Consider the following 16,646-nt stretch of genomic DNA (forward strand, 5'->3'; position numbering starts at 1 on the left):
AAAAATCGAATAAATGTTCGATTTTTGTTGGCAAATTGAATTGAAAATAGGTATAATGAGATTAGCAATTTAGTTAAGGAGGAATTTTGAATGAGCGATCGTCAAGCGGCATTAGATATGGCGTTAAAACAAATAGAGAAGCAATTCGGTAAAGGTTCAATTATGAAATTAGGAGAACAAGCGGAGCGTAGAATTTCTACAATTTCAAGTGGTTCTTTAGCACTTGATGTGGCACTAGGGGTAGGCGGATACCCACGTGGCCGTGTTATTGAAATTTATGGACCTGAAAGTTCAGGTAAAACAACAGTTTCATTACACGCAATCGCGGAAGTGCAGCGTCAAGGTGGACAAGCGGCGTTCATCGATGCGGAGCATGCGATGGATCCTGTATATGCACAAAAATTAGGTGTTAACATCGATGAATTACTATTATCACAGCCTGATACAGGGGAGCAAGGACTAGAAATCGCAGAAGCACTTGTACGAAGTGGCGCGGTTGATATTATCGTAATTGACTCTGTAGCAGCTCTTGTACCGAAAGCTGAGATTGAAGGGGACATGGGTGACTCTCACGTTGGTTTACAAGCACGTTTAATGTCACAAGCACTTCGTAAACTTTCAGGTGCAATCAACAAATCAAAAACAATCGCAATCTTTATCAACCAAATTCGTGAAAAAGTTGGGGTTATGTTCGGGAACCCAGAAACAACTCCAGGTGGTCGTGCGTTGAAATTCTATTCAACTGTCCGTCTTGAAGTACGTCGTGCTGAGCAGTTAAAGCAAGGTAACGATATTGTTGGTAATAAAACGAAAATAAAAGTAGTTAAAAATAAAGTAGCACCGCCATTCCGTGTTGCTGAAGTTGATATTATGTACGGAGAAGGTATTTCAAGAGAAGGTGAAATCTTAGATATGGCTTCTGAACTTGATATCGTTCAAAAGAGCGGTGCTTGGTACTCTTATAATGAAGAACGCTTAGGACAAGGTCGTGAAAATTCGAAGCAATTCTTAAAAGAGAATACGGATTTAAGAGAGGAAATTGCCTTCTTTGTTCGTGAACATCACGGAATTGGTGAAAACTCTGGTGTTGAAGACACGGAAGATTCAACTCGTCAAGATTAAAAAATAAAAGACACGGTCCCGTGTCTTTTATTTTTTAATCCACTATGAAAGCGTTGTATATAGCTGGAGATAAAATATTTATTCTATCCAAAAGGCTATGTGTAAAGGGGAATATTCATATATTTTAAGTGAATGAATTGGGATTTTCTAAGGTTTTCCAGGATAATATGCCGTCTGTTTTTTTAATCCATATAAGATTCAGGGCTGAAGGTAAAGAAAGTAAAAGTAGACAACGCTTGACAATGAAAATTGCGATAGATACAATGAGAATGTATATTTTTTCTTATATACGATATACTCTTCTCAAGAAGAGAAGTAATATTCGGAGTAAGACTTAAATCTTGCCGAAATAATAATATGACATTTTAATTGTGAAATGAAGAAAGTCCCTTAAAAAAGCGGGACGACGGTCTTTGCTGTACGTTGTAATTCAATGTACATGCCGACAGTCTTTTTTCATTCATAGCAAGGGGAGGTGAAATCATGAGTAGTAGTACAGTTTGGATACTCATCTCCATTTTGCTTGCAACAGTCGGTGCAGTTGTTGGCTTTTTTGTTCGAAAGTCTATTGCTGAAGCGAAGATTAATGGTGCAGCTAATGAAGCAAAACGTATTCTAGACGAAGCGAATCGTGATGCTGAAGCACTTAAGAAAGAAGCGCTTTTAGAAGCAAAGGATGAAATTCATACACTTCGTACAGAAGCTGAATTAGAAATTCGTGACCGTAGAAGCGAATTACAAAAACAAGAAAATCGTTTAATGCAAAAAGAAGAGAACCTTGATCGTAAAGACGAAACGCTCGATAAGCGCGAGCGACAGTTAGAAAAGAAAGAGGAATCTCTTGTAGCGAAACAACAACAGATTGAAGAGTTGGAAAGCAAAGTGGGAGAGTTAGTTCAAAAGCAACAAACAGAATTAGAGCGCATTTCCAATCTGACCCGCGAACAAGCGAAAGCAATTATTCTTGGTAAAGTGGAAAGTGAAGTTTCTCATGAAATTGCCGTTATGGTAAAAGAAAGTGAAGTTCGCGCGAAAGAAGAAGCGGATAAGAAGGCAAAAGAGATTTTATCTCTTGCAATGCAAAGATGTGCAGCTGATCATGTTGCTGAAACAACCGTTTCGGTTGTAAATCTTCCAAATGACGAAATGAAGGGACGTATTATCGGACGTGAAGGTCGTAACATTCGTACGTTAGAAACGTTAACAGGTATTGACCTTATTATCGATGATACACCAGAAGCGGTAATTCTATCTGGATTTGACCCGATTCGTCGTGAAACAGCTCGTATCGCTCTTGATAAACTAGTACAGGACGGACGTATTCACCCAGCGCGTATTGAAGAGATGGTCGAAAAATCAAGACGTGAAGTGGACGAGTATATTCGTGAAGTCGGAGAGCAAACAACGTTTGAAGTGGGTGTTCATGGCTTACATCCAGATTTAATTAAAATTTTAGGTCGTTTAAAATACCGTACAAGTTACGGACAAAACGTCTTAAAACACTCTATGGAAGTTGCATATTTAACTGGACTTATGGCAGCGGAGCTTGGTGAGGATGAAAAACTAGCAAGACGTGCTGGTCTATTACATGATATCGGAAAAGCAATCGATCATGAAGTAGAAGGTAGTCACGTTGAAATTGGTGTTGAACTCGCAACGAAATATAAAGAGCATCCTGTTGTAATAAACAGTATCGCATCTCACCATGGTGACACAGAACCAACTTCTATCATTGCAGTTCTAGTTGCTGCAGCAGATGCATTATCAGCTGCAAGACCGGGGGCTCGTAGTGAAACGCTTGAGAACTACATTCGTCGTCTTGAAAAGTTAGAAGAGATTTCAGAGTCTTATGAAGGTGTAGAAAAATCTTTTGCAATTCAAGCAGGACGTGAAGTTCGTATTCTGGTAAAACCAGATACAATTGATGATTTAGAAGCTCATCGTTTAGCTCGTGATATTCGAAAACGTATTGAAAATGAACTGGATTATCCAGGACATATTAAAGTAACTGTTATTCGTGAAACACGTGCAGTGGAATACGCAAAATAAAGTGGTGAAACACCACTTTATTTTTTTGTGTTGGAATTGGGTAAAATAAAGAAAACTATTTATAAGCAGTGTGCAAGTGAAAGAAACTTATAATAGATAAATTGTAACTGTTGTAAGGAAATAGCTTCACGTTATAGTATGGTAATAAAAAATGTAGTACATAGAAAGGGTAAGACATATGAGAATATTATTTGTTGGGGATGTAGTAGGATCTCCTGGTAGAGACATGATTCAACAGTACGTACCGGCATTAAAGAAAAAATATACACCTACAGTAACAATTATTAATGGAGAAAATGCTGCGGGTGGACGTGGAATTACGGAAAAAATATATCGAAACTTTTTAGAGTGCGGGGCACAAGCGGTTACGCTTGGAAACCATGCTTGGGATAACCGTGAAGTATTTGAATTTATTGATGATGCAAAATATCTTGCAAGACCAGCTAACTTCCCAGAAGGAACGCCGGGAAAAGGGCTTATCTTTGTAAATTGTAATGGAACAGAAGTTGCAGTTATTAACTTACAAGGACGTACGTTCCTTCCTCCAATTGATTGTCCATTCCGTAAAGTGGATGAGTTAATCAGCATTGCAAAAAAACGTACAAACATTATCTTTGTTGATTTTCATGCTGAAACAACAAGTGAGAAGCAGGCGTTAGGTTGGTACGTAGACGGTCGTGCTACAGCGGTAGTAGGTACACATACACACGTTCCTACAGCTGATAATCGTATTTTACCAAGCGGAACAGCTTATATTACAGATGTTGGTATGACTGGCCCATATGATGGGATTTTAGGTATGGATCGCGAAGCGGTATTGAAGAAGTTTTTAACGAACTTACCAGTGCGTTTTGAAGTGACGAATGGTAGAACGCAATTAAGTGCAGTGTTAATTGATGTGGATCCTAATACAGGGAAAGCGAAGAAAATTGAGCGCATTTTAATTAATGATGACCAGCCGTTTTTTGACTGATTTTTAATAAAAAGTTAGAGAATTTGTTATATTTTAATTTTTTAGAAAAATTACAGAAATTTAGCAGGAATACGTGCCATTCCTCGTGAATATAAGTTAAAGTGAAATAATTGCTATTACTTTTTATAGAAACGAGGAGGAAACGCGGAATGGAAATATTAAAAGTTAAAGCAACGTCGGTCCCTAATTCTGTAGCTGGTGCACTTGCAGGTGTTATTCGCGAACGCGGAACAGCAGAAATTCAAGCTATTGGTGCAGGTGCATTGAACCAAGCGGTAAAGGCAGTAGCAATTGCAAGAGGATTTGTAGCGCCTAGCGGTTTGGACTTGATTTGTATCCCAGCTTTTACAGATATTATGATTGATGGTGAAGAGCGTACAGCGATAAAATTAATTGTAGAACCTCGTTAAGTTGAAACAACCTGTTTGCATGTATGCGAACAGGTTGTTTTTGTAATGGAGGAATGAAAATGAAAATTTTTGATGCTCATTGCGATGTACTCTTTCAGTTATGGAGTGCAAAAGGGAAAAAAGACTTTCAAAACGATTCACAATTACATATTACATTTGAACAATTAAAGAAAAGAAAAGGAAGTATACAATGCTTTGCTATATATGTACCAGAAACAGTAGCGTATGAAGGGCGTTTTGAAGTTGCACTGCAAATGATAGATATTTTTCATAATGAAATTCTATCGCTACCAGGAATGAAGTTTATTCAGACAAAAAACGATATTAACATGCTAAAACAGGACGAGATTGGAGCATTATTAACATTAGAAGGATGCGAAGCAATTGGAAAAGAAGCGATGAAATTACGTTTGTTTTATCGCTTAGGTGTACGTTCCTTTGGATTGACATGGAACTATGCCAATCTGTTAGCTGATGGAGCGCTAGAGGCACGTGGGGCAGGTTTAACTACATTTGGTAGACAAGTTGTACAAGAGCTTAATACGTTACATTTATGGACTGATGTGTCTCACTTAAATGAAAGAAGCTTTTGGGATGTTATAGAAATTGCTAAAAACCCAATTGCATCTCACTCAAACTGTTATCAACTTTGTGGGCATCCACGCAATTTAACCGATGAACAAATAAGAGCTCTTATAAAGAAAAATAGCATTATTGGTATTACTTTCGTACCACAGTTTTTAACGAATGAAAGACAAGCGAATATAGCAGATATATTAAGGCATGTGGAATATATTTGTTCATTAGGTGGAGAAAAAAATATAGGGTTTGGTTCTGATTTTGATGGGATTTTAGAAACTGTTGTAGGTGTAGAAGCATATAGGGATTATGAAAATATAATTAATCAACTTTGTAAAAAGTATAGTGAATCAACTATAGAGCGATTTTTGTATGAAAATTTTATTGATCGAATTGCTTTCTAATTATTCATTTTTAAAAATTCAGAAAATAAATTTCACTCGCGGGAATTTATTGGTTTTTTTAAGACCTAATACTAGAATGGTGAACGAAATAGCATTATACTAAAGATTCAGGGAAAACAGAAGAGGCATAATTTGCGTCCATTGTAGTTTATTTGCATAAAAAATGCTAAACTAATACTGTGAAAAAATACACTACAATGAATGCAGCCAAAAGGGGTGTAGGAGATGATTAGTCAACTTTCATGGAAAGTTGGAGGCCAACAAGGTGAAGGAATTGAAAGTACAGGGGAAATCTTCTGTATTGCATTAAACCGATTAGGATATTACCTATACGGTTACCGCCACTTCTCATCACGTATTAAAGGCGGCCATACAAATAATAAAATTCGTGTAAGTACAACAGAAGTACGCGCGATCTCAGATGATTTAGATATTTTAATTGCTTTTGATCAAGAAACAATTGATTTTAACTTCCACGAACTACGTCCGGGTGGAATTGTAGTTGCGGATGCGAAATTTAATCCAACAATACCTGATAATACAGATGTAAATCTATATGTGATACCGTTTACAGATATCGCTTCAGAGTTAGGCACATCATTAATGAAAAATATGGTTGCTGTTGGGGCATCTAGTTCGGTATTAGGGTTAGACGAAACAGCTTATTTAGAGGTTGTTGAAGAAATCTTTGGTCGTAAAGGGGAGCAAGTCGTTCAAAAGAATATGGAAGCAATTAAACGCGGCTCTCAATATATGAAAGAATTGCTTGGTGAGAAAGTAAACATGATGCAGCTTGAAAAAGCTGATGGTAAGAAACGCATGTTTATGATTGGAAACGACGCAATCGCATTTGGTGCGGTAGCTGGTGGTGCTCGCTTTATGTCCGCATATCCAATCACACCTGCATCTGAAATTATGGAATATTTAATTAAAAAGTTACCGAAAGTCGGCGGAACAGTAATCCAAACCGAGGATGAAATCGCAGCTTGTACAATGGCGATTGGTGCAAACTACGCTGGTGTTCGTACATTAACAGCATCTGCTGGTCCTGGTCTTTCATTAATGATGGAAGCAATTGGTTTAGCAGGTATTACTGAAACACCACTAGTTATCATTGATACACAACGTGGTGGTCCAAGTACGGGCTTACCAACAAAACAAGAGCAGTCTGACTTAATGGCTATGATTTACGGAACGCATGGTGAAATTCCAAAAATCGTAATGGCGCCAAGTACAGTTGAAGAAGCTTTCTATGATATTGTAGAAGCGTTTAACTTAGCAGAAGAATATCAAGTGCCTGTTATCTTCTTAACAGATCTACAGCTTTCTTTAGGAAAGCAAACAGTAGAACCACTTAAGTTAGATAAAGTTGAAATTCGTCGTGGTAAGCTTGATTTAGAAGTAGAATTACCAGAACGTGAAAATAAAGCATACTTCAAGCGTTATGAAGTAACAGAAGATGGAGTTTCACCACGTGTTTTACCTGGTATGAAAAATGGTATTCACCATGTTACAGGTGTAGAACATGATGAAACGGGTAAACCATCTGAATCAGCGTTAAATCGTAAAGATCAAATGGACAAACGTTTCCGTAAAATGGCGAACTTGCAGTTTAATAACCCTATTTACAAAAATGCTAAGCATGATGACGCAGACGTATTGTTAGTTGGCTTTAACTCAACTCGTGGTGCGATCGAAGAGGCAATGCAGCGTTTGGAACAAGAAGGAATGAAAGTAAACCATGCCCATGTACGTTTAATTCATCCGTTCCCAACAGCTGAAATCGATCCACTTGTGAAAAAAGCGAAGCGTGTTGTAGTAGTAGAAAACAATGCAACTGGTCAGCTTGCTAACATTATGAAAATGAATCTTGGCAATGGTGAGAAAATTTCTAGTCTTTTAAAATACGATGGAAATCCATTCTTGCCGAAAGAGATTTACAACGAATGTAAAAAAGGGGTTGTATTAAATGGCAACATTTAAGGACTTTCGTAACAGTGTAAAACCAAACTGGTGCCCAGGTTGCGGAGACTTCTCGGTGCAGGCTGCGATTCAGCGTGCGGCAGCTAACGTTGGTTTAAATCCAGATGAGCTAGCTGTTATTTCTGGTATCGGCTGTTCCGGTCGTATTTCAGGGTATATTAATTCATATGGTTTGCATAGTATTCACGGACGTGCTCTTCCGATTGCACAAGGTGTGAAAATGGCAAATCGTGATTTAACAGTTATTGCATCCGGTGGTGACGGTGATGGTTTTGCGATTGGTATGGGACATACAATCCATTCTATTCGTCGTAACATTGATATTACGTACATCGTAATGGATAACCAAATTTACGGATTAACAAAAGGTCAAACTTCACCACGTAGTGAAGCTGGATTTAAAACGAAAAGTACACCACAAGGTTCAATTGAACCATCACTAAATGTTATGGAAATGGCTTTAACAGCTGGTGCGACATTTGTGGCGCAAAGCTTTTCAAGTGATTTAAAAGAATTAACGCAAATTATTGAAGCTGGTATTAACCATAAAGGCTTTTCATTAATTAATGTATTTAGTCCATGTGTTACTTACAATAAAGTAAATACTTATGATTGGTTTAAAGAGAATTTAACGAAACTAAGTACAGTAGAAGGATATGATCCATCTAACCGCATGATTGCTATGCAAACATTAATGGAAAAGAACGGGTTAGTAACAGGTTTAATTTATCAAAATACAAAGCAGCCTTCTTACCAAGAGCTTGTAAAAGACTATAGTGAAAAGCCTTTAGTGCAGTCTGATTTGAATATGGATCAGAAAATGTTTGATGAGCTTGTTGCTGAATTTATGTAATGATCGGAGAGAAGGTTGCCACTTGGCAACCTTCTTTTTGAGTTAATAAAAATAAATAATAGATTTGTTTACTTAGAAAATTCAGAATGATAAAATAATATATAAATCGTTGTATAAAAATAGCATGTTCATTAACTGTGAAATGTAATATAGGATAAGGCTTCTTCTTTGTTTAAATTGGCGAAACGCTGCATACTATGGTAATGTGTATAGGGATAAAGCAATATGCTTTTGGGTAGGACAAGATGAAATAATAAAAAGGGAATGTCTATTTGTGTGGGGAAGACTTCATTCTTACGGATGATTAGATCGATTACTCAAGTTTCAAAGGGCAAGTTATCTCTCAAGCTATCTAACATCATTGAGATGGGTCTAAGCGCATTAAAATGGACTACAGAGTGTGTATAGTTAAGGGTGAAAGGAGATTACCGATGAACGAGCAACAACGATTAGCAAGTCGACAAGCAAATTCCTCTACGAAAAAAGAAGAGAAAGATTATAGTAAATACTTTGAAAGTGTATACCAACCACCTTCCTTGAAATTGGCGAAAAAGCGTGGGAAAGAAGAAGTTAAAATTGAACGAGATTTTGGCTTACCTGAAGAGTTCCGCAATTTTGGCGCAGGAAGAAAGTTTTACATTCGTACATATGGCTGTCAAATGAATGAACATGATACAGAAGTAATGGCTGGGATTTTTACAACACTTGGATATGAGCCAACCTTTTCAACTGAAGAGGCAGATGTGATTTTATTAAATACTTGTGCAATTCGTGAAAATGCTGAAAATAAAGTGTTCGGTGAACTTGGTCATTTAAAATCATTAAAGCGAAGAAATCCGGATCTTTTAATTGGTGTATGTGGTTGTATGTCTCAAGAAGAATCTGTTGTAAATAAAATTATGCAAAAAAATCAGCATGTAGATATGGTGTTTGGTACACATAATATTCATAGATTACCGTATATCCTAAAGGACGCAATGTTCTCAAAAGAGACGGTAGTTGAAGTTTGGTCAAAAGAAGGCGATGTAATTGAAAACCTTCCGAAAGTACGTCGTGGTGATATTAAAGCTTGGGTAAATATTATGTATGGCTGTGATAAGTTCTGTACATATTGTATTGTACCGTATACACGCGGAAAAGAGCGTAGCAGACGTCCAGAAGATATTATTAAAGAAATTCGCCATTTAGCTGCGAACGGTTATAGAGAAATTACGTTACTTGGCCAAAACGTAAACGCATACGGTAAAGACTTTGAAGATATACAATATGGTCTTGGCGATTTAATGGATGAACTTCGTAAAATCGATATCGCACGTATTCGTTTTACAACAAGTCATCCACGTGATTTTGATGATCATTTAATTGATGTTCTTGGAAAAGGTGGTAACCTAGTAGAACATATCCACTTACCAGTTCAATCTGGTAGTACAGATATGCTTAAAATTATGGCGCGTAAATATTCGCGAGAACACTATTTAGAGCTTGTACGAAAAATTAAAGAAACAATTCCGAATGCAGTACTAACGACTGATATTATCGTTGGTTTCCCAAATGAAACGGACGAACAGTTTGAAGAGACGATGTCATTATATCGTGAAGTAGGATTTGATACGGCATTTACATTTATTTATTCCCCGCGTGAAGGTACACCAGCTGCAAAAATGCAGGATAATGTTCCGATGGAAGTGAAGAAAGAGCGATTACAACGCTTAAATACACTAGTGAATGAATATGCAGTTAATAAGAATAAGCGTTATATAGGACAAATTGTAGAAGTATTAGTTGATGGAGAAAGTAAGAATAACCCTGAAGTACTTGCGGGATACACACGTACGAATAAACTTGTAAACTTTGTTGCTTCAAAATCTTTAATTGGTCAACTTGTGAAAGTAAAAGTAACGGAAGCAAAAACTTGGTCTCTTAACGGGGAATTGGTTAAGGAACCGATTGAGGTGAAATAATAGATGAAAGTATATACAAAAGATGAAATTGTTGAGCAAGCGAAAGAATTAGCGAAAATGATCTCTGAAACAGAAGAAGTCGATTTCTTTAAGCGAGCAGAAGCACAAATTCATAAAAATGAAAATGTAAAGCGAGCAATTGATGAAATAAAAGCTTTGCAAAAACAAGCAGTAAACTTGCAACATTATGGGAAATGGGAAGCTTTGAAAAAAGTAGAAGTTGAAATTGATGCGCTTCAAGATAAGTTAGATAATATCCCAGTTGTACAGGAGTTTAAATCTTCACAAACATATGTAAATGACTTACTACAGCTAGTTGCTAGTACCATTTCTAACAATGTAACAGATGAAATATTAGTTTCAACTGGTGGCGATGTGTTGAAGGGTGAAACTGGTGCGGCGGTAGAAAGTAAAAAAGGAAATTGTGGTTGTTAAAGAGGTGTCTTATTGACATCTCTTTTTTTAGTGGGTTATATCGTAAATTCTTCTCAAAAAAAAGAATGACACATTCCGCTATTGTCACGCATATGATTAAGTGAATAGTGATTGAGGAGGGTTACGAATGTCCGAATTTAGAGAGATTATTACAAAAGCAGTGGTTGGAAAAGGACGTAAGTATACAAAGTCAACGCATACATGTGAATCGAATAATGAGCCAACAAGTATTTTAGGGTGCTGGGTAATTAACCATTCGTACGAAGCGAGAAAGAATGGGAAACATGTGGAAATTGAAGGTTTCTATGATGTAAACACTTGGTATTCATTTGATGGAAACACAAAGACTGAAGTTGTAACAGAACGTGTTAACTACACTGATGAAGTAAGCATTGGGTATCGTGATAAAAACTTCTCTGGTGACGATTTAGAAATTATCGCTCGTGTAATTCAGCCGCCAAATTGTTTAGAAGCTCTTGTATCGCCAAATGGTAATAAAATTGTTGTGACGGTAGAACGTGAATTTGTAACAGAAGTAGTTGGAGAAACGAAAATTTGTGTAAGTGTAAATCCTGAAGGTTGCGTAGAATCAGACGAGGATTTCCAAGTCGATGATGATGAGTTTGAAGAATTAGATCCGAACTTTATCGTTGACGCAGAAGAAGAGTAAGAGAAAGCTAGGGAGAAGTTCTTCCTAGCTTTTTACAGTACATAAGTGGTGCTGAATGACCATGATTCCTTATGAAATGTGCTATAATGAGGAAAGACTCCTGGAATAGGAGATATGGGTGTCCGTGAAGTGTGACATATATGAATATAGATTATTATGTAAGAATTATGGAGGAAAGACATGACGCAATATACGCCTATGATACAGCAATACTTAAAGGTTAAGGCAGACTATCAAGATGCCTTTTTATTTTTCCGATTAGGTGATTTTTATGAAATGTTCTTTGAAGATGCGGTTAAAGCAGCTCATGAACTTGAAATTACATTAACGAGCCGAGATGGTGGTAGTAGTGAACGTATACCGATGTGCGGTGTACCGCATCATGCAGCTAAAAATTATATTGAACAACTTGTTGAAAAAGGATATAAAGTAGCTGTTTGTGAGCAAGTGGAAGATCCAAAAACAGCTAAAGGTGTAGTACGTCGTGAAGTAGTACAACTAATTACGCCAGGAACGATGATGGAAGGGCGTACAATAGACGAGAAAGAGAATAACTTCTTAGCAGCATTAACACATTTTGAAGATGGATCTTATGCGCTAGCTTGCAATGACTTAACGACTGGACAAAATACAGTGACGTTATTAACAGGTTCAGTAGAAGATATTTTATTAGAAGTGTATGCAACTGGTTCAAAAGAAATTGTTGTAGATTCTACATTTTCAAAAGAGGAGTTAAATAAATTAACTGAAACATTAAAAATGACGATTTCGTATGAAGAGGCAACAACTATTCCAGAAGGATTAGAACATCTTGTGAAAAATGTTTCCCAAGCAAAATTAATTAAAGCAATTGGACGCTTATTTAACTATGTGATAAGAACACAAAAACGTTCGTTAGATCACTTGCAACCAGTAGAAATTTATTACACGAATCAATTTATGAAAATTGATGTGCATTCAAAACGCAATTTAGAGTTAACAGAGACTCTTCGCACGAAGGAAAAGACAGGCTCATTATTATGGCTATTAGACAAAACAAAAACGGCTATGGGTGGGCGTATGTTAAAACAGTGGATGGAACGTCCACTTATCCAGAAAGAAAAAGTTGAAGAGCGTTTAGAAATGGTTGAAACGTTTGTAAATGATTACTTCTTACGTGAAGATTTAAAAGAAAAGTTAAAAGAAGTATATGATTTAGAGCGTTTAGCAGGGAAAGTTGCATTTGGTAATGTAAATGCACGGGACTTATTACAGTTAAGACGTTCTTTACTGCAAGTACCAGCTATTTTAGAAGCGATTAGTCTTTTAGATAATGCTTATGCAGCAAGGTTAATTCAAGGTGCGGATCCATGTGAGAGCTTAACTGAATTACTAGGAAGAAGTATTCAAGAGAACCCACCACTTTCTATTAAAGATGGAGATATTATTAAAGATGGTTATAATGACAAGCTTGATCAATATCGTTACGTTAGTAAAAATGGGAAAACGTGGATCGCTGAGCTTGAAAAACGAGAGCGTGATATTACAGGGATTAAATCATTAAAAATTGGGTACAACCGTATTTTTGGCTACTACATTGAAGTGACGAAGGCGAATCTTGCAGCACTTCCAGAAGGGCGCTATGAGCGTAAACAAACACTTGCAAATGCAGAGCGTTTCATAACAGATGAACTAAAAGAAAAAGAAGCATTAATCTTAGAAGCAGAAGAGAAAATTGTACAATTAGAATACGATTTATTTACAGCACTTCGCGAAGAAGTAAAAGTATTCATACCGAAATTGCAACACTTAGCGAAAGTAATTAGTGAACTAGACGTACTGCAAAGCTTTGCGACAGTTAGTGAAGAAGAGCAATTTGTAAAACCTGTTTTAACAACTAAACGCGAAATCTTTATTAAAGATGGCCGTCATCCTGTCGTTGAAAAAGTATTGAACGGGAAATTGTATGTACCGAATGATTGTATTATGCCGGAGAAGATGGATGTCTTTTTAATTACAGGACCGAACATGTCTGGTAAAAGTACGTATATGAGACAATTAGCACTTGTAACTGTTATGTCACAAATTGGTTGCTTTGTACCAGCGACAGAAGCAGTATTACCTGTCTTCGATCAAATCTTTACGAGAATTGGTGCAGCGGACGATTTAATCTCAGGTCAAAGTACATTTATGGTTGAAATGTTAGAAGCGAAAAATGCAATTGCAAATGCATCAGAAAGAAGTTTAATTTTATTCGATGAAATTGGACGCGGTACATCTACGTACGATGGTATGGCACTTGCACAAGCAATCATTGAACATATTCATGACCAAATTGGTGCGAAAACATTATTCTCTACACATTATCATGAATTAACAGTGTTAGAAGAAAATTTAGACCAACTAAAGAATGTACATGTTTCAGCAATTGAAGAGAATGGAAAAGTAGTTTTCCTTCATAAAATTCAAGATGGAGCGGCCGATAAAAGTTACGGAATTCACGTTGCTCAACTTGCTGAGCTTCCAGAGAGCTTAATCGCTCGCGCGAAAGAAGTGTTAGCGCAACTAGAAGGACAGGAAGAAATTATTATTCCGAAACGAGTAGAAGTGAAAGTGCAAGAAGTTGCTCCAGAACCAGTTGTTGTAAAAGAAGAACCGGCAAAAATACAAGAAGAGACAGACGAAGAATCACAACTATCTTTCTTTGGAGGAGAACAGTCTTCGAAAAAACAAGACAAGCCTGTGCTCGATCAAAAAGAAACGGCAGTACTTGCACAAATTAAAAAGATTGATTTACTCGATATGACGCCTTTAGAAGCGATGAACGAACTGTATCGCCTGCAGAAAAAGTTAAAGAAAGGATGAGTAAGTAGATGGGGAAAATTCGCAAACTCGATGATCAACTCTCTAATTTAATTGCGGCAGGGGAAGTAGTAGAGCGCCCTGCCTCAGTTGTAAAAGAACTCGTGGAAAATTCCATCGATGCGAATAGTACATCTATTGAAATCCACTTAGAAGAAGCTGGGTTATCGAAAATTCGCATCATTGATAATGGAGATGGCATTGCAGAAGAAGATTGTATCGTTGCATTTGAACGCCACGCAACGAGCAAAATTAAAGATGAAAATGATTTATTTCGTATAAGAACGCTCGGTTTCCGCGGAGAGGCCCTGCCGAGTATTGCTTCTGTAAGTGAATTAGAATTAATCACAAGCACCGGTGGTGCACCTGGTACACACCTTATTATTAAAGGTGGAGACATTATAAGACAAGAGAAAACGGCGAGCCGAAAAGGAACAGATATTACAGTACAAAACTTATTCTTTAATACACCAGCGCGCCTTAAATATATGAAAACTATTCATACAGAGCTTGGGAACATTACAGATATCGTGTATCGTATTGCAATGTCACATCCTGAAGTATCGTTAAAACTGTTTCATAATGAAAAGAAATTGCTTCATACATCAGGAAACGGTGATGTAAGACAAGTACTTGCATCGATTTACAGCATTCAAGTTGCGAAGAAGCTGATTCCGATTGAAGCTGAGTCTCTAGACTTTACCATTAAGGGTTATGTAACATTGCCAGAAGTAACGAGAGCTTCTCGTAACTATATGTCAACGATTGTAAATGGCCGTTACGTTCGAAATTTCGTATTAATGAAAGCAATTCAGCAAGGATATCATACGTTACTGCCAATCGGACGATACCCAATCGGCTTCTTATCAATTGAAATGGATCCAATGCTTGTTGACGTTAACGTACATCCAGCGAAATTAGAAGTTCGTTTTAGTAAAGAACAAGAATTGCTAAAACTTATCGAAGAAACATTGCAAGCTGCATTCAAAAAAATACAGCTCATTCCAGATGCAGGTGTAACAACGAAGAAAAAAGAAAAAGATGAAAGTGTGCAAGGGCAGTTCCAGTTTGAGCATACAAAGCCGAAAGCATCACAGGTGCCAAACATTATTTTACCGACTGGCATGGATGAAAAACAAGAAGAAACAGCGACTGTAAAACAGCCAGAACAACTGTGGCAACCGCCGAAGCAAGAATGGCAACCACCACAGTCGCTAGTAAGAGAAGAACAAAATTGGCAGCCATCTACTAAAACGATAATCGAAGAACCAATTCGGGAAGAGAAATCATGGAACAGTAACGAAGAAGACTTTGAATTAGAGGCATTAGAAGAAGAAGTCGGGGAAATAAAAGAGATTGAAATGAACGGTAATGATTTACCACCGCTTTATCCAATTGGGCAAATGCATGGAACATATATTTTCGCTCAAAATGATAACGGGTTATATATGATTGATCAGCACGCAGCGCAGGAACGCATCAATTATGAATATTTCCGTGATAAAGTGGGACGAGTTACGCAAGAAGTACAAGAGTTACTTGTACCGTACCGCATTGATTTATCTCTTACTGAATTTTTGCGTGTCGAAGAGCAGTTAGAAGAACTAAAGAAAGTCGGTCTATTTTTAGAGCAATTCGGCCATCAATCCTTTATCGTTCGTTCGCACCCAACGTGGTTCCCAAAAGGGCAAGAAACAGAAATTATTGATGAAATGATGGAGCAGGTTGTTAAACTAAAAAAAGTTGATATTAAAAAACTACGTGAAGAAGCAGCTATTATGATGAGCTGTAAAGCATCTATCAAGGCAAATCAATATTTAACGAACGATCAAATATTTGCTTTACTTGAAGAGCTGCGCACAACAACAAATCCATACACATGCCCGCACGGGAGACCGATTCTTGTGCATCATTCTACTTATGAGTTGGAGAAGATGTTTAAGAGGGTTATGTAGGGAGAATTGCTTTCTTCTAAAATGTTTGGATTTAATAAAGATAAAGTTAGATTGAAAAGGGAGCAACAGTAATTAGTTGCCCTCTTTTTTTATGTAGATTTGTTATTGTTCAATGAGTGTGAAGCGGTTTAGTTTTGAAATAAGAATTGGAAAGAGTATGTAAGAGGCTATAACGGTATTTTGTTTTTTAGTATGTATTCATTTTTGAAGGAATTACTTTCTTGGCTATGGTTACTTTATCCTATTATCAAATCCTACTAAGAATAAAGAAAGCGCGGTATATCAGCACTTTTTAAAAAGGAAAGTTTCCAGTAAACTCTCCTTTTTAAAGGGTGTGTGAGCTGCAAAATCAGGATTCAGACACTACTTAAAACGTAACTGTTCATGGGCACAATGATGCTCTATACGATC

At 37.0% G+C, this 16,646-nt stretch carries 12 protein-coding genes; all 12 read left to right on the top strand.

Features of this window, described 5'->3' with window-relative positions:
* Nucleotides 1-90 precede the first annotated feature (90 nt).
* The 12 genes from recA to mutL all read left to right on the top strand — a co-directional run bounded on the left by recA (nucleotide 91) and on the right by mutL (nucleotide 16,235).
* Nucleotides 91-1,122, top strand: coding sequence for a recombinase RecA (gene recA / locus ACFWDE_RS18545; protein ID WP_002066764.1), 1,032 nt, complete (start codon nucleotides 91-93; stop codon nucleotides 1,120-1,122).
* 483 nt (nucleotides 1,123-1,605) lie between these two features.
* Nucleotides 1,606-3,171, top strand: coding sequence for a ribonuclease Y (gene rny / locus ACFWDE_RS18550; RefSeq protein ID WP_002088045.1), 1,566 nt, complete (start codon nucleotides 1,606-1,608; stop codon nucleotides 3,169-3,171).
* Between the two features lie 178 nt (nucleotides 3,172-3,349).
* Nucleotides 3,350-4,144 (top strand): TIGR00282 family metallophosphoesterase, encoded by a 795-nt coding sequence (locus ACFWDE_RS18555; RefSeq protein ID WP_002014601.1) that lies wholly within the window; start codon nucleotides 3,350-3,352, stop codon nucleotides 4,142-4,144.
* Nucleotides 4,145-4,293: 149 nt separating this feature from the next.
* Nucleotides 4,294-4,554: a stage V sporulation protein SpoVS gene (gene spoVS / locus ACFWDE_RS18560; protein ID WP_000404341.1), complete on the top strand. Its 261-nt coding sequence runs from the start codon at nucleotides 4,294-4,296 to the stop codon at nucleotides 4,552-4,554.
* Nucleotides 4,555-4,613: 59 nt separating this feature from the next.
* Nucleotides 4,614-5,537 (top strand): dipeptidase, encoded by a 924-nt coding sequence (locus ACFWDE_RS18565; protein ID WP_377893836.1) that lies wholly within the window; start codon nucleotides 4,614-4,616, stop codon nucleotides 5,535-5,537.
* Between the two features lie 225 nt (nucleotides 5,538-5,762).
* Nucleotides 5,763-7,520, top strand: coding sequence for a 2-oxoacid:acceptor oxidoreductase subunit alpha (locus tag ACFWDE_RS18570; RefSeq protein ID WP_002146133.1), 1,758 nt, complete (start codon nucleotides 5,763-5,765; stop codon nucleotides 7,518-7,520).
* Nucleotides 7,507-8,373, top strand: coding sequence for a 2-oxoacid:ferredoxin oxidoreductase subunit beta (locus ACFWDE_RS18575; RefSeq protein WP_377893839.1), 867 nt, complete (start codon nucleotides 7,507-7,509; stop codon nucleotides 8,371-8,373). Before ACFWDE_RS18570 ends, ACFWDE_RS18575 begins: the two co-directional genes overlap by 14 nt.
* Before the next feature lie 431 nt (nucleotides 8,374-8,804).
* Nucleotides 8,805-10,334 (top strand): tRNA (N6-isopentenyl adenosine(37)-C2)-methylthiotransferase MiaB, encoded by a 1,530-nt coding sequence (gene miaB / locus ACFWDE_RS18580; protein WP_002146135.1) that lies wholly within the window; start codon nucleotides 8,805-8,807, stop codon nucleotides 10,332-10,334.
* A gap of 3 nt (nucleotides 10,335-10,337) precedes the next feature.
* Nucleotides 10,338-10,769, top strand: a complete 432-nt coding sequence (locus ACFWDE_RS18585; RefSeq protein ID WP_377893842.1) for a YlbF/YmcA family competence regulator — start codon at nucleotides 10,338-10,340, stop codon at nucleotides 10,767-10,769.
* A 127-nt stretch (nucleotides 10,770-10,896) separates the two neighbouring features.
* On the top strand, nucleotides 10,897-11,439 hold the full coding sequence (gene cotE / locus ACFWDE_RS18590) for an outer spore coat protein CotE (RefSeq protein WP_001288802.1): 543 nt from the start codon (nucleotides 10,897-10,899) through the stop codon (nucleotides 11,437-11,439).
* A gap of 180 nt (nucleotides 11,440-11,619) precedes the next feature.
* Nucleotides 11,620-14,283: a DNA mismatch repair protein MutS gene (gene mutS / locus ACFWDE_RS18595; protein ID WP_377893843.1), complete on the top strand. Its 2,664-nt coding sequence runs from the start codon at nucleotides 11,620-11,622 to the stop codon at nucleotides 14,281-14,283.
* Nucleotides 14,284-14,291: 8 nt separating this feature from the next.
* Nucleotides 14,292-16,235 carry a DNA mismatch repair endonuclease MutL gene (gene mutL / locus ACFWDE_RS18600; protein WP_377893845.1) on the top strand — a complete coding sequence of 648 codons (1,944 nt, stop codon included), beginning with the start codon at nucleotides 14,292-14,294 and terminating at the stop codon, nucleotides 16,233-16,235.
* Nucleotides 16,236-16,646: the final 411 nt, after the last annotated feature.

Origin of the sequence: Bacillus sp. NPDC060175 (assembly GCF_042728695.1) — a bacterium.
Taxonomy (GTDB): domain Bacteria; phylum Bacillota; class Bacilli; order Bacillales; family Bacillaceae_G; genus Bacillus_A.